This is a genomic window from Burkholderia sp. Ap-955 (assembly GCF_011753045.1).
GTDB lineage: Bacteria > Pseudomonadota > Gammaproteobacteria > Burkholderiales > Burkholderiaceae > Burkholderia > Burkholderia lata_D.
In genome coordinates, this window is sequence record NZ_VWWH01000051.1 from 24,884 (window position 1) to 38,136 (window position 13,253).

Below are 13,253 nucleotides of genomic sequence, written 5' to 3' on the forward strand. Positions count from 1 at the left end.
ATCAAACGTCGAACTTCACGCCCTGCGCCAGCGGCAGCTGACGGCTGTAGTTGATCGTGTTCGTCGCGCGGCGCATGTAGGCCTTCCATGCATCCGAACCCGACTCGCGGCCGCCGCCCGTTTCCTTCTCGCCACCGAACGCGCCGCCGATCTCCGCGCCGCTCGTGCCGATGTTCACGTTGACGATACCGCAGTCGCTGCCCGCTGCCGACATGAACTGCTCGGCCTCGCGCATGTCGTTCGTGAAGATCGCCGACGACAGGCCTTGCGGCACCGCGTTGTGCAGTTCGATCGCGTCGTCGAAGTTGTCGTAGACCATCACGTACAGGATCGGTGCGAACGTTTCGCGCTCGACCACCGCCGATTGCTTCGGCATCCGCACGATGGCCGGACGCACGTAGTACGCATCCGCGTGACCGACATCGACGCGCTCGCCGCCCTTCACTTCGCCGCCCTGCTCGCGTGCATCGCCCAGCGCCTTCTGCATCGCATCGAACGACGCGCGATCGACCAGCGGACCGACCAGCGTGCCTTCTTCAAGCGGGTTGCCGACCTTCACCGATGCGTAGGCCTTCTCGATACGCGGCAGCAGCTGCTCGACCAGGCTGCGATGCACGATCAGGCGGCGCAGCGTCGTGCAGCGCTGGCCAGCCGTGCCGACCGCCGCGAACGTGACCGCGCGCACCACGAGATCCAGATCGGCGCTCGGTGCAACGATCATCCCGTTGTTGCCGCCGAGTTCGAGGATGCCGCGCGCGAGACGCTGGCTCAGCACCTTCGCGACTTCCTGGCCCATCCGCACGCTGCCCGTCGCGCTCACGACCGGCACCTTCTTCGATGCCGTCAGCACCTCGCCGACATCGCGCATGCCGAGCACCAGCTGGCTCAGTTCCGCCGGCGCGACACCCGCGTGGGTCTTCTCGAATTCGCGGATCGCCTTCTGCAGCAGCACGTGGCATGCGATCGCGGTCAGCGGCGTCTTCTCGGACGGCTTCCACACGACCGAATCGCCGCACACGAATGCGAGCGCGGCGTTCCACGCCCACACGGCGACCGGGAAGTTGAACGCCGAGATCACGCCGCACACGCCGATCGGGTGCCACGTTTCCATCATCCGGTGGCCCGGGCGCTCCGAGGCGATCGTGAGGCCGTAAAGCTGGCGCGACAGACCGACCGCGAAATCGCAGATGTCGATCATTTCCTGCACTTCGCCGAGGCCTTCCGACGTGATCTTGCCGGCTTCGAGCGTGACGAGGCGGCCAAGCTCGGCCTTGTGCTCGCGCAGCACGTTGCCGAACACGCGCACGAGTTCGCCGCGCACCGGCGCCGGCACCGTGCGCCACTTGAGGAATGCGTCGTGCGCGGCGTCGATCTTGCGCTCGGCGTCGGCGGGCGTGTCGACAGCCAGCGTCGCGAGCGTCGCGCCGTCGAGCGGCGAACGCGCGGTCAGCGCATTGCCTTTCCACTGGGCGAGATCGATGTCGAGCGCGGCAAGAATGTCGTTGAATTGCATCACTTCCTCTTCAGGGACAGATTGATCGGTGCGGCGGCAGCGCCGCCCGCGTGATTCGATTGGAGCGCGTTCGCGCGCCCTGTGCAAGCGGATGCGCCGCGCGGCAGGCCCGGTGCGCCGTCCGGCGCGGCCCCGCCTCGCAGGGCGCGATCCATGAAACACATTGTCGGTGGCCACAAGTCGGCCCGCTATTGATATTAACTCACGACTTCATTCCGAAAACGCAATACCTCGACGGATCGACCGGACGTGGATTGACGCCGACATGGGACGTTTCCAAAGCCCGCGGCGGGGCCATCGGACGCATCGCGGCACGGCGCAAGTTGATGACATTCCCGCATCACCATATTCGGAAATATCGTTTGCCGCCCGCGCACCGGGCACACACAATCGTGGCGACGTCGGGGTGCACCGCACCCGGCGCGCCGCCGGCCGCCATCACGGCTGCCGGACGACAGACGAAGGCGACACGCATCGCGGCCCGGTTCATCCGGTCCGTTTCAGCACCGCATCACCGCTGCCCGGCCCGCGGCCGGCAACGCGTCGCGCTTCGTCACCGAAAAACAATCCCGGAGACAGCGCCCAGCGCCCGCCATGCATTCAGACGCCCGCCCCGATTCGCCCCGCCCTTCCGGCTCGCCGCCCGCGAAGCCGTCCCTCCACCGTGCGCTGCAGGCACGCCATCTGCGGATGATCGCGATCGGCGGCTCGATCGGCACGGGCCTGTTCGTCGCGTCCGGCGCGTCGATTTCGCAGGCCGGCCCCGGCGGCGCCATGCTCGCGTACATGGTGATCGGCCTGATGGTCTATTTCCTGATGACGAGCCTCGGCGAAATGGCCGCGTTCATGCCGGTGTCGGGCTCGTTCGCGACCTACGGCGCGAAGTTCGTCGACGAAGGCTTCGGCTTCGCACTCGGCTGGAACTACTGGTACAGCTGGGCCGTGACATTGGCGGTGGAGCTCGTCGCCGGGCAGCTCGTGATGAACTACTGGTTCCCGCACGTGCCGGGCGTCTGGTGGAGCGCGCTGTTCCTCACGCTGATCTTCGCGCTCAACGCGCTGTCGGTGCGCGGCTTCGGCGAAGCCGAATACTGGTTCGCGCTGATCAAGGTGCTGACGGTGCTCGCGTTCGTCGGCGTAGGCCTGCTGATGATCTTCGGGATCATGCAGGGCGGCCCGAGCGCGGGCTGGGGCAACTTCACGATCGGCGACGCGCCGTTCGCCGGCGGCTGGGCGACGATGCTCGGCGTCGCGATGATCGCGGGCTTCTCGTTCCAGGGCACCGAAATGATCGGCGTCGCGGCCGGCGAATCGGAAAACCCGCGCACGACGATCCCCCGCGCGGTGAGCCAGATCTTCTGGCGCATCCTGCTGTTCTACGTGCTGGCCATCTTCGTGATCGGCGTGCTGATTCCCTACACCGACCCGAGCCTGCTGAAGAGCGACGTGACCGACATCGGCGTGAGCCCGTTCACGCTCGTGTTCCGCCACGCGGGCCTCGCATTCGCCGCCGGCGTGATGAACGCGGTGATCCTGACGGCCGTGCTGTCGGCCGGCAACTCGGGCATGTATGCGTCGACGCGGATGCTCTACAACCTCGCGGTCGAAGGCCGTGCGCCGAAGATCTTCGCGAAGCTGTCGCGCGGCGGCGTGCCGCGCAACGCGCTATATGCGACGACGGCCGTCGGCGCCTTGTGCTTCCTCACGTCGCTGTACGGCGACAAGACCGTGTACCTGTGGCTGCTGAACACGTCGGGCATGGCCGGCTTCATCACGTGGCTCGGCATCGCGGTCAGCCACTACCGCTTCCGCAAGGGCTTCCTGAAGCAGGGCTACCGGCTCGACCAGTTGCCGTACCGGTCGAAGTGGTTCCCGTTCGGTCCGCTGTTCGCGTTCGCGCTGTGCGCGGTGATCGCGCTCGGCCAGGATTACCAGGCGTTCCTCTCCGACAAGATCGACTGGGTCGGCGTCGCCGCGACCTACATCGGCCTGCCGTTCTTCCTCGCGATCTGGCTCGGCTACGCGATCGTGCGTAAATGCCGTCTCGTGCGCTACGAAGACATGGAGATCGCTCCCTGGATCGAACGCAACGCGACGCCCGAACCCGCGCCGCAGGCTGAAGCCGGCTATGCAGGCTACGTCGCCCGTCCGGCCAACCCGACGCCGGGCGCCTGATCGCGCGGATCGGCCCGGATCGGCCCGGATCAACCCGGATCAACCCGGATCGCACCGGCCGCCACGCGAGCACGGCGGCCGGCGCCCCGACACCGCCCCATTCGACGCGGCGCGCACGTTCAGGCAAGATCGACGCGCGCCGCCTGTTTTTCCGCCGTTACGAGTCAACGAAATCGCATGCAGAACTTCTACGAAGCCACCGTTACCCGCCAGCCCTACCCGCAACTGACCGGCACGATCGACACGCAGGTCTGCATCGTCGGCGGTGGCCTCGCCGGCCTGTGCACGGCGCTCGGCCTCGTCGAGCGCGGCGTGCATGACGTCGTCGTGCTCGACAGCGAACGGGTCGGCTTCGGCGCATCGGGCCGCAACGGCGGCTTCGTCTTCGGCGGTTACAGCCTCGACAACGCCGACCTGCTGCGCACGCTCGGCCGCAACGAAGGGCGCCGGCTGTACCGGCTCACCGTCGATGCGGTCGACCTGATCCGCGCGCGCATTGCACGCTACGGGATCGACTGCGACATCGTCGACCAGGGCGTGATGCTCGCGAACTGGTTCGACGATCCTTCCCGCCTCGACAGCGTGCGCACGCTGATGAAGGACGAACTCGGCGTCGACTGGGAACCCGTTTCGACGGACGCGCTGCGCAAGCGGCTGAAGACGCAACGCTACTACGGCGGCCTGTTCGAGCCGAACGCGTTCCACTTCCATCCGCTCAAGTACGTGCTCGGCGTCGCGGCGGCCGCCTCGCACGGCGGCGCACGCGTGTACGAACGCTCGGCCGCGCTCGGCATCGCGCGCGAAGGCGCCGGGTACGTCGTGCGCACGGCGCAGGGCACGGTGCGCGCGAAGGACGTCGTGTTCGCCGGTGGCGGCTATGCGCGCGGCGTGTCGCCGCGCATCGAGCGCGCGGTGCTGCCGATCGCGACCTACGTGATCGCGACCGAACCGCTCGGCGCACGCCTGCCGGACGCGATCGACGCACCGTACGCGATCTACGACACGCGTTTCGCGTTCGACTATTACCGCCCGCTGAAGGACACGCGCATCCTGTGGGGTGGCCGGATCTCCGTGCTCGACCGCGGCCCCGACGCGATCGCGCGCCTGCTGCGGCGCGACCTGCTGCGCGTCTATCCGCAACTGGAGGGCGTGAAGGTCGACTACGCGTGGGGCGGGCTGATGAGCTATGCGCGGCACAAGATGCCGCAGATCGGCCGCGACGCGGACGGCGTGTGGCACGCGATCGCGTTCGGCGGCCACGGGATGGCGCCGACCACGGTGGCCGGCGAAGCGCTCGCGGCCGCGCTGGCCGAAGGCCGGCCGGTGCCGGAAGGCTTCAACGCGTTCGGGCTCACGCGCACGTTCGGCCTGGCGGGCCTCGCCGCCGCGCAGCTCACGTATACGGCGTACCAGGCCCGCGACGCGCTCGCGTCCTGCCGCCGCTGAGCGGCGGCCACGGCGGCTGAAACCGCCCTGCCGATTAGAGCGGAAGGTCGGCCGGGCGGGGATTTCCCACATGTTAGAATGGCTTTTCCAAGCCGCCGAAGCCACAATAAATTCACATGAAAGCAGGAAGCAAGGCCGCCACGTCCGACACCCGCGCGCTTCCGTCCGATGCGCGGCGCAAATACGATCCCGAGCAAACCAAGCGCAACATCCTCGACGTCGCCACGCAGGAATTCTCCGCGATGGGCCTCGCCGGTGCGCGCGTCGATGCCATCGCCGAGCGCACGAACACGACGAAGCGCATGCTCTACTACTACTTCGAAAGCAAGGAAGGCTTGTACGAGGCCGTGCTGGAGAAGGTGTACGGCGACATCCGCGCACTCGAGCAGGAACTGCACGTCGGCGACATGGAGCCGCGCGAGGGCATGCGCCGCCTCGTCGAATTCACGTTCGACTATCACGACAAGCATCGCGACTTCGTTCGCCTCGTGTCGATCGAGAACATCCACGGCGCGAAGTATCTCGAACAGCTCAAGTCGTTCAAGAACCGCAACGTCAGCATCATCAAGACGCTCGAGGAACTGGTCGAGCGCGGCGCGGCGAGCGGCGCGTTCCGCAAGGACATCGACGCGTTCGACCTGCACCTGCTGATCAGCTCGTTCTGCTTCCACCGCGTGTCGAACCGCTACACGTTCGGCGCCGCATTCGGCCGCGATCCGTCGGCGCCGCGCCTGCGCGTGCGGCACCGCGACACGATCGCCGACGCCGTGCTGCGCTACGTCGCCGCATAAGCGGCGGCGTCAGCCGGTTTCCCGGCCAGATTCAAGCCGGGCGCGCGACATCCGCGCCCGTCGTTCTCTCGTGGGTCAATCCGTCGGCGCGGTCGACGCCAGTGCGATCCGCGCCTTCTCTTCCGGGCTTCCCGCCACGTAATACTTCTTCGCCCAGCTCGAATCGGGCGCAAGCGCGAGCCGCGCATGCGCGCCCGTGCCGTGCTGCTTCGCGTTGATCGCCAGTGCCCGCGCGCGATAGTGCTCGTACAGCCGCAGGAATTCCGCGAGATAGATCGCCGCGATCCGTTGGTCGCGGATCTCGAGCAGGTTCTCGTCGTTGTACTGCTCGGAATTGCGGCTCATGTTCGCCGAGCCCGTATAGACGACCGGATTCGCCCCCTCCGCATCGATCACGATGAACTTGTGATGGATCACGACGGGCGGAAAAGCCGGCGCCGGTTCACCCGGAAAGAGGCGCAGTTCGGGCTCGAAACCCGGCGGCACGGTGGCCGGCGAGAAATACTGGGCATCGATCACGTCGTGGTTGTCGCGGCTGCGGTGATACAGCTCGAGGTTCGCGAGCGTCGCGGCATCGAGCGTCTGGCCGGCCTGCTGCTCGGCATCGGCCTTCGTCGCGCTGCCGACGTTGATCTTGTTCACCAGCCCGAACATCATCAGCCCGCGGTCGCCGGCCGCGAAGCACGCGTCGCGCAGCGCCGCGTCGGTCGGCATGAACAGGCAGAACGACACCGAATGCTTCGCGGCCGCGATCGCGGCGACAATCGTGTCGATTTCGGTGCGCTGCCCCGCCGGCTCCGGCGAAAACGCGAGCCGCACCTGCGCGCTGCCGATCGTCACCGGTTCCGACCAGCCCGGCGACAGCCGCGCCGTCTCCGCGATCGAGGGATTCCCGGCCAGCGCATGCGCACGATCGTTGTACAGCGCGGCGAGCGCGGGCGAGTCGAACGCGTGCAGCACGTTCGCCTGCTCCGTGAGCCCTTCGGTCGTGAAGTTCGCGGAACCGGTCAGCACGCGCGAAGGCACCGCATTCGACGACGCATCGGTCACGATGAACTTGTCGTGCATGATGTGCGTCTTGTCGCGCGGCGCGAGCGTCGCGAGACCCTGCAGCGCATCGACGGCCGGCTGGTTCGGCGACGGCAGCGGCGGCTTGCCCTTGCGCGCCGTCGTGTGCGCGTCGTAGACGATCGCGAGCGACGCTTCGCCGTGCGTGCGCCCGAACGCTTCGAACGCGGGCAGCGCCCACAGCGTGTCGGTCAGGTGATAGACGGCCGACGCCGCGCGCGACGCCGGGTCGAGCATCTCCGCGAACACCTGCTCCATGTCGTTCGCGAGCCACGTGCGCAGCTTCAGCGCCTGCGCGGCGCTCGGCGCCGCATTCGGCGCGAGGCCCAGTGCCGCCACCTGCTTCGCGAAGGCCTGCGAGCTGACCACCGCACGGTTGAACCACGTGCCGATGCCGTCCTCGATGTGCGCGGGCAGCACGACGTCGCACACGCCGGCTTGCGCGTCGAGCACCTGCAGGTTCGCCGGCGTGCCGACGACGGGATAGACGTCGTAGCGGAACGCCGCACCGCGATCCTGCGGATCGATGCGTGCATCCCACCACATGAATTTCTGGATCGGCGCCTGGTCGGTCGGCGCATCGCCCTGCGTGTGGGCGGCCGGGCCATCGAACGTCAGGCGGTTCGGCAGCCAGCTGTTCGGCGCGCGCGTCTTGCCGTCGGCCGACCAGAAGCCCGGCGTGCGCCGGATCGCGAAGCCGAGGAAATCGGACCTCGACGCCGCGTCGGGCCAGTCGAAGGCCAGCAGGACCAGGGTGGGGGAAAGATAGCTGCGCACGCTGACGGTCATTCGTTGCTCCCTGGCCTGGCGGCCGGTCTAGGGCCTGTTCACGCTAATAACGGGCTTGCGCTGGCCCCCAGAAGGGCCGAGCGCAAGGATTGCGACGAAGCGAATACTCGACGTATTCACGAGGAGCATGACGCGGCGATCGGCCCTTCTGGGGGCCAGCCCCACGAACGATTTTTTCCAAACAGGGGAACGTGCCTTGCCGGCCGCATTGCGGCGTCGCGCGTCGCTTGTTTGGCTCGGCCAAACGGCGCTCCTTGCTTCTTGCACTGCAGCCGGCAAGGCACGTTCGCAAGCCCGTTATTAGCGTGAACAGGCCCTTGGTGAATGGGTCAGTCTTGACGGCGGATCTTCCCTGCGAATGACGGTTCGATGAACCTTGTATGTCGGACGCGCGTCAGTCGCACACGAGCAGTTCGATGCCGCGTGCGGTCAGCGCGCGGCGCACGGCCTTGTCGGGCGCGCGTTCGGTCACGAGATAGCGGGCCGCGGCGGTGCCGTTGATCCGCACCGGCGTCACGCGGCCGAATTTCGAATGGTCGGCGACGATCATCGCGGTGCCGGCCGCCGCGATCATTCGGCTGCGCACCTCGGCGGCGAGCCGCGAGTAATCGGTGCATTCGCCGTCGGGCGTGATGCCGCCGGCGCCGACGAACGCGAAATCGACGTGGTACTGCGCAAGCTGCTGGATCGTGTCGAGCCCGAAGGTGGCGTCCTCGTCGTCGGACAGCTCGCCGCCGAGCAGCGTCACGCGATTGCCGTTGCGCCGCGCGAGCACGAACGCGGTGCGCCAGTCGTTCGTGTAGATCGACAGCCGGTGCCGGTCGGCGAGCGCGAGCGCAACCGCATGCGGCGTGCTGCCCGAATCGATCAGCACGGATGCATCGTCGGGCACGAACTCCGCGGCGCGCCGCCCGATCGTGCGCTTCGCCTCCGCGTTCGCGGCTTCGCGCTCGGACAGGCTCGGCTCGCGGCGATCCGCGGCCAGCGCGCCGCCGTGCGTCATCACGAGCAGGCCGCGTGCGGCCAGAGCGTTCAGGTCGCGCCGCACGGTCTCGCGCGACACGTCGAGCGAGCGGACGAGTTCCGCGACCGACAATGCGCCCGACCGTCCGAGTTCCGACAGGATGAATTGATGACGTTGTTCCGCCAGCATCGCGTGTGCGCCCGAGGCGACTGGTAATGGGTAAGCCGCCCATTGTATTACGGCCGTTTGACGGGCATTTGACTGCGCCGGGAAACCCGCCGGGCCGCGTTTCACGAAAGCGAAATTCTGTATTGCCTGACGCGCGCGAATCGGCGCGGCGCCGGTTGCTACACTTTGCGCTTCGCCGAACGACAGACCAAGCAAAGGGGCTCGCGCCATGTATCGCAAAGGCAGTGTGATCGAAATCCAGTTTCCGCCCGAACGTCTCAACGACGCGGCCGGCGATCCGTACTGGATCGACCTGACGCTCGACGAGGCCCGCCGGCTCTACGAACAGCTCGCCGCGCGCTTCGCGACCGACGCACGCGCCAACCAGCCGCTCGACACGTTCTCGATCGACTGATCTCCGCGGCTCTTCACGCTCGCCCGCTCCGCATCCCGGGGCGGCGCCCCGCCTTCTTCCGGCACCGGCGGCCGCATGCGCGGCACGCAGCATGAGTGCAGGATTCGACAAGACGCCCGCAGCGCTTTCCCCGATACTGGCCGACTTCACGATTCTGTCCGGCCGCGTCGCGGCCCGCCACGCATGCTGACCTCGCTCGTCGCCGCCGCTTTCGTCGCCCTCTGGTCCACCGGCTTCATCGTTGCGCGGGCAATCAAGCCCTACGCCGATCCCAACCTGTTCCTGCTCGCGCGTTTCGCCGGCACGGCCGCGCTGTTCGGCGTGGTGGCGCTCGTTTCCCGCGCGCCGTGGCCCGCCCGCCGCAAATGGCCGCGCCACCTGATCGCGGGCGCGCTGCTGCAGGGCGTCTATCTCGGCGCGAGCTACTGGGCCGTCGCGCAAGGGCTGAACGCCGGCGTCATGGCGCTGCTTGGCGCACTGCAGCCGCTCGCCACCGCCGTGCTCGCCGTCCCGCTGTTCAACGAGCGCCTGCCGGCGCGCGGCTGGTTCGGGATGGCGCTCGGCCTCGCCGGCGTCGCGCTCGTGCTGGCGCCGAAGGTCGCGGGCGGCGTCGCGCCGCCGCCGGGCGCCGCGCCGGCGTGGCTCGTCGTCGCCGTCTCGGTGCTCGCGGTCGGGTCGATCACCGCCGGGTCGCTGTACCAGAAAGGCAAGCTCGCGCAGAGCGACCTGCGCACGGCGGTTACCATCCAGAACCTCGGTGCGGCCATCGTCGCGGCCGTCTTCGTCGCGCTGCTGCACGAGACGCGCTGGATCGGCGCGCCGGCGCTGTGGGTGTCGCTCGTGTGGGGCGTCGTGTTCCTGTCCGGCGGCGCGGTCACGATGCTGATGTGGATGCTGCGGCGCGGCAATGCCGCACACGCAACGTCGCTGCTGTTCCTCGCGCCGCCGCTGGCGGCACTACAGGGCTACTGGCTGTTCGGCGAAACGCTCGCGGCGATCCAGCTCGCCGGCTTCGCGCTCGCGCTGGTGGGGGTCGTGCTCGCGCGGCACTGACGCGGCCGCCCGTGTGTGCGGTCGCTCGGGTGCATGCATGCCGGCCGCCACGTGCATCGAATACCGGCCGCGCGAACGCCCGTTACGCGGCATCGTTGCACCCGCCCGGCGCACCGTGCACCACGGTGAGGCGGCCCGTCTCGCCGAAGCAACGCGAAATCGCCGAAACGCACGCCCGGCGCGGCACCGCGGCGCGATTGCGCTTATGATGGGCGCCTTGATTTCGTTCCGGAACTCCTTTCATGACATCCGCCGATTACGCCAGCCGCCAACGCGCGATCATTGCCGAACTGAACGTCGCCCCGCACTTCGACGCCGAGGCCGAAATCGCCCGCCGCGTCGAGTTCCTCGCGCAATACCTTCGTTCGACCGGCCTGCGGACCTACGTGCTCGGCATCAGTGGCGGCGTCGATTCGTCGACGGCCGGCCGGCTCGCACAGCTGTCGGTCGAAAAGCTGCGCGCCGGCGGCTACGACGCCCGCTTCATCGCCATGCGCTTGCCGAACGGCGTGCAGAACGACGAAGCCGATGCACAGCGCGCGCTCGCGTTCGTCCGCGCGGACGAGGAACTGACCGTCAACGTGAAGCCGGCCGCCGACGCGATGCTCGGCGCGCTGGTCGCGTCCGGCCATGCGTTCGAGACGCCGGCCCAGCAGGACTTCGTGCACGGCAACGTCAAGGCGCGCGAGCGCATGATCGCGCAATACGCGGTGGCCGGCGCGCGGCGCGGCATCGTGATCGGCACCGATCACGCGGCCGAGTCGCTGATGGGTTTCTTCACGAAGTTCGGTGACGGCGGCGCGGACATCCTGCCGCTCGCGGGGCTGAACAAGCGTCGCGTGCGCGCGGTGGCCCGTGCGCTCGGCGGCGACGAACTGATCGTGATGAAGGTGCCGACGGCCGATCTCGAGGAACTGCGCCCGCTGCGCCCCGACGAGCACGCGTACGGCGTCACCTACGACGAGATCGACGATTTCCTTGAAGGCAAGCCCGTCGCCGATCGTGTGTACGAAACGGTGCTGCGCTTCTACGACGCGTCGCGCCACAAGCGCGCGCTGCCGTACACGATGTTCGACTGGCCGACGGCATAAGCCGGCCGCCCACGCCGAAAAATAACGCCGCGCGCACCGTCACGGCTGCGCGCGGCGTCCCCCCGACGGGCACCGCTACGCGTGCCCGCCCGTCTTCGTCGCCTGCAGCGCACGAATCCGCATCCGCGCACCCGTATCGCTGACCGTTGCGTCGTACATCGCCGCGAGGTCGCGCTTGAGCGCGGTGCGCGAGCCGCCGTCGAGATACACCATGTGCCCCGACGGATAGAAACGCGCGGACAGGTTCTGCCGCACCTTCTGATCCTCGAGCGGCATCTGCTGCAGGTCGATCACGGTCTGGTAGAACGGCGTGACGAAATCGTAGAGGCCGTTCGCCGACAACACCTTCAGGTCGACGTTCAACGCCATTACCGCCGCGAGATCGCCGGCCGTATAGAGGATCACGTTCCCCTGCGCATCGATGCCCTGCTGCGCGCCGGTCGGGTCGGTGTGGTGGAAATCCCAGTTCTGGAACGCCTGGTCGTTCAGGTCGGTGAACGCGGAACTCGACGTGAACTTCAACTGCTCGTTCAGGTAGCTGTTCCACATCGCCGTATAGACGCCCGTCACCGCCGTCATCGTCGGATCGTTGCCGCCGGAGTTCGGGTCGATCTTGCCGGCGATCCCCGACGAGATCCCGGTCACGCGGCCGTCGTACGAACCGAGCGCCAGCCCCTGCGCCTGCAGCAACGTCGTCAGGAACAGCGAATTGCCGCGCGCGTTGTAACCCGCAATGTCGAGCCCCCACGTCTGCAGCGTCGCCGTGTCGATGCCCGTGTATTGCGACAGCTTCTTCACGGCGGCCGGGTCGGCATGCGGCACGTTGCGCAATGCGGTCAGGTAGTCGGTGCGCGCGAACTGCGCGACTTCCTCGACGAACGCGCCGAGATCGGTCGGCGCCGGCGTGACGCCGAGTTTCTTGTGATACCACGCATCGGCCGCCGCGGTCGGCAGCGCGCCGACCGGGTTGCCGGCCTGCCGGTAGTCGAGGATCGACGACTGCAGCGTGATGCCGTTCAGGTCGACGCCGTCCTCGTGCAGTTTGTACGCGAGCACGCAGCTGCGCGCGGTGCCGTACGATTCGCCGAACAGGTATTTCGGCGAATTCCAGCGGTTGTTCTTCGTCAGGTAGCGCTTGATGAACTGCTTCAGCGAATTCGCATCCTGGTCGACGCCCCAGAAGTCGCGATTCTTGTTCGGCGCGACGGCCGCCGAATAGCCGGTGCCGACCGGGTTGATGAACACCAGGTCGCTGTGGTCGATCATGCTGTCCGGGTTGTCTTCCATCTGATACGGCGCGGGCGGCGTGAACCCCGGCATCGACGTCTTGATGCGCTTCGGCGCGAACGAGCCCAGCAGCACGAATACCGACGACGAGCCCGGCCCGCCGTTATAGAAGAACGTCACGGGCCGCGTTTCTTCCTTTGCGCCGTCGGCCGTGAACGCGACGTAGAAGAGCTTCGCGGCCGGCTGCGAACTGCTCGGGTCGACCGTCACGAGATGACCGGCCGTCGCCGTGTACGCGATGTGCTTCCCGTCGATCAGGATCGTGTGATGCGTGATCGCGGCCGCCTCGGTCGTGTCGGTCACCGAGTCGTCGGGGCCGTTGCCGTACGCGACCGGATCGAAGAACGGCTGGTCACGCCCGTGGCTCAGCGCGACCGGGTTGATGGTCGGCGGCACGCCATGCGAGTTGTGGTCGCCGTGATGCAGCGGATACACGCCGCCGGAAGATGCGGAATCGATGCCCATCGTGCTGCTCCTGGAGGTGAGAAAAAGG

At 67.8% G+C, this 13,253-nt stretch carries 10 protein-coding genes; 6 read left to right on the top strand and 4 right to left on the bottom strand.

Annotation, left to right across the window (positions count from 1 at the left end; all coding sequences use genetic code 11):
- Nucleotide 1: 1 nt before the first annotated feature.
- Nucleotides 2-1,513 carry an aldehyde dehydrogenase family protein gene (locus F3J15_RS23810; RefSeq protein ID WP_166894424.1) on the bottom strand — a complete coding sequence of 504 codons (1,512 nt, stop codon included), beginning with the start codon at nucleotides 1,511-1,513 and terminating at the stop codon, nucleotides 2-4.
- 690 nt (nucleotides 1,514-2,203) lie between these two features.
- On the opposite strand from F3J15_RS23810, the gene F3J15_RS23815 reads away from it, so the two are divergent.
- The 3 genes from F3J15_RS23815 to F3J15_RS23825 all read left to right on the top strand — a co-directional run bounded on the left by F3J15_RS23815 (nucleotide 2,204) and on the right by F3J15_RS23825 (nucleotide 5,925).
- Nucleotides 2,204-3,688 (top strand): amino acid permease, encoded by a 1,485-nt coding sequence (locus F3J15_RS23815; protein ID WP_231937923.1) that lies wholly within the window; start codon nucleotides 2,204-2,206, stop codon nucleotides 3,686-3,688.
- Nucleotides 3,689-3,865: 177 nt separating this feature from the next.
- A complete protein-coding gene (locus tag F3J15_RS23820; protein WP_166894426.1) occupies nucleotides 3,866-5,134 on the top strand; it encodes an FAD-binding oxidoreductase in 1,269 nt (422 codons plus the stop codon).
- Nucleotides 5,135-5,250: 116 nt separating this feature from the next.
- Entirely contained in the window at nucleotides 5,251-5,925 is a 675-nt protein-coding gene (locus tag F3J15_RS23825; RefSeq protein ID WP_069252503.1) for a TetR family transcriptional regulator, read from the top strand.
- A gap of 75 nt (nucleotides 5,926-6,000) precedes the next feature.
- Here the strand turns inward: F3J15_RS23825 and F3J15_RS23830 are convergent, their stop codons facing one another.
- Together F3J15_RS23830 and F3J15_RS23835 are read right to left on the bottom strand one after the other, a co-directional pair.
- Nucleotides 6,001-7,782 carry a phospholipase D-like domain-containing protein gene (locus F3J15_RS23830; protein ID WP_166894428.1) on the bottom strand — a complete coding sequence of 594 codons (1,782 nt, stop codon included), beginning with the start codon at nucleotides 7,780-7,782 and terminating at the stop codon, nucleotides 6,001-6,003.
- 394 nt (nucleotides 7,783-8,176) lie between these two features.
- Entirely contained in the window at nucleotides 8,177-8,935 is a 759-nt protein-coding gene (locus F3J15_RS23835) for a DeoR/GlpR family DNA-binding transcription regulator (protein WP_039339705.1), read from the bottom strand.
- A gap of 208 nt (nucleotides 8,936-9,143) precedes the next feature.
- Here F3J15_RS23835 and F3J15_RS23840 point away from each other — a divergent pair, with 208 nt between their 5' ends.
- From F3J15_RS23840 to nadE, 3 genes are all read left to right on the top strand, one after another.
- Nucleotides 9,144-9,329 carry a hypothetical protein gene (locus tag F3J15_RS23840; protein ID WP_006480515.1) on the top strand — a complete coding sequence of 62 codons (186 nt, stop codon included), beginning with the start codon at nucleotides 9,144-9,146 and terminating at the stop codon, nucleotides 9,327-9,329.
- A gap of 183 nt (nucleotides 9,330-9,512) precedes the next feature.
- The gene (locus tag F3J15_RS23845) at nucleotides 9,513-10,382 is read left to right on the top strand and encodes a DMT family transporter (RefSeq protein WP_166894430.1); all 870 of its coding nucleotides are present in this window, start codon (nucleotides 9,513-9,515) and stop codon (nucleotides 10,380-10,382) included.
- A 242-nt stretch (nucleotides 10,383-10,624) separates the two neighbouring features.
- Entirely contained in the window at nucleotides 10,625-11,473 is an 849-nt protein-coding gene (gene nadE, locus F3J15_RS23850; protein WP_089448345.1) for an ammonia-dependent NAD(+) synthetase, read from the top strand.
- A 75-nt stretch (nucleotides 11,474-11,548) separates the two neighbouring features.
- Here nadE and F3J15_RS23855 read toward each other — a convergent pair whose 3' ends face one another.
- The gene (locus F3J15_RS23855) at nucleotides 11,549-13,225 is read right to left on the bottom strand and encodes a peptidase S1 (RefSeq protein ID WP_166894432.1); all 1,677 of its coding nucleotides are present in this window, start codon (nucleotides 13,223-13,225) and stop codon (nucleotides 11,549-11,551) included.
- Nucleotides 13,226-13,253: the final 28 nt, after the last annotated feature.

Bases quoted from the DNA above. Each gene is read 5' to 3' on its own strand.
- F3J15_RS23810 (WP_166894424.1), bottom strand. From the start codon at position 1,513: ATGCAATTCAACGACATTCTTGCCGCGCTCGACATCGATCTCGCCCAG.
- F3J15_RS23815 (WP_231937923.1), top strand. From the start codon at position 2,204: ATGATCGCGATCGGCGGCTCGATCGGCACGGGCCTGTTCGTCGCGTCC.
- F3J15_RS23820 (WP_166894426.1), top strand. From the start codon at position 3,866: ATGCAGAACTTCTACGAAGCCACCGTTACCCGCCAGCCCTACCCGCAA.
- F3J15_RS23825 (WP_069252503.1), top strand. From the start codon at position 5,251: ATGAAAGCAGGAAGCAAGGCCGCCACGTCCGACACCCGCGCGCTTCCG.
- F3J15_RS23830 (WP_166894428.1), bottom strand. From the start codon at position 7,782: ATGACCGTCAGCGTGCGCAGCTATCTTTCCCCCACCCTGGTCCTGCTG.
- F3J15_RS23835 (WP_039339705.1), bottom strand. From the start codon at position 8,935: ATGCTGGCGGAACAACGTCATCAATTCATCCTGTCGGAACTCGGACGG.
- F3J15_RS23840 (WP_006480515.1), top strand. From the start codon at position 9,144: ATGTATCGCAAAGGCAGTGTGATCGAAATCCAGTTTCCGCCCGAACGT.
- F3J15_RS23845 (WP_166894430.1), top strand. From the start codon at position 9,513: ATGCTGACCTCGCTCGTCGCCGCCGCTTTCGTCGCCCTCTGGTCCACC.
- nadE (WP_089448345.1), top strand. From the start codon at position 10,625: ATGACATCCGCCGATTACGCCAGCCGCCAACGCGCGATCATTGCCGAA.
- F3J15_RS23855 (WP_166894432.1), bottom strand. From the start codon at position 13,225: ATGGGCATCGATTCCGCATCTTCCGGCGGCGTGTATCCGCTGCATCAC.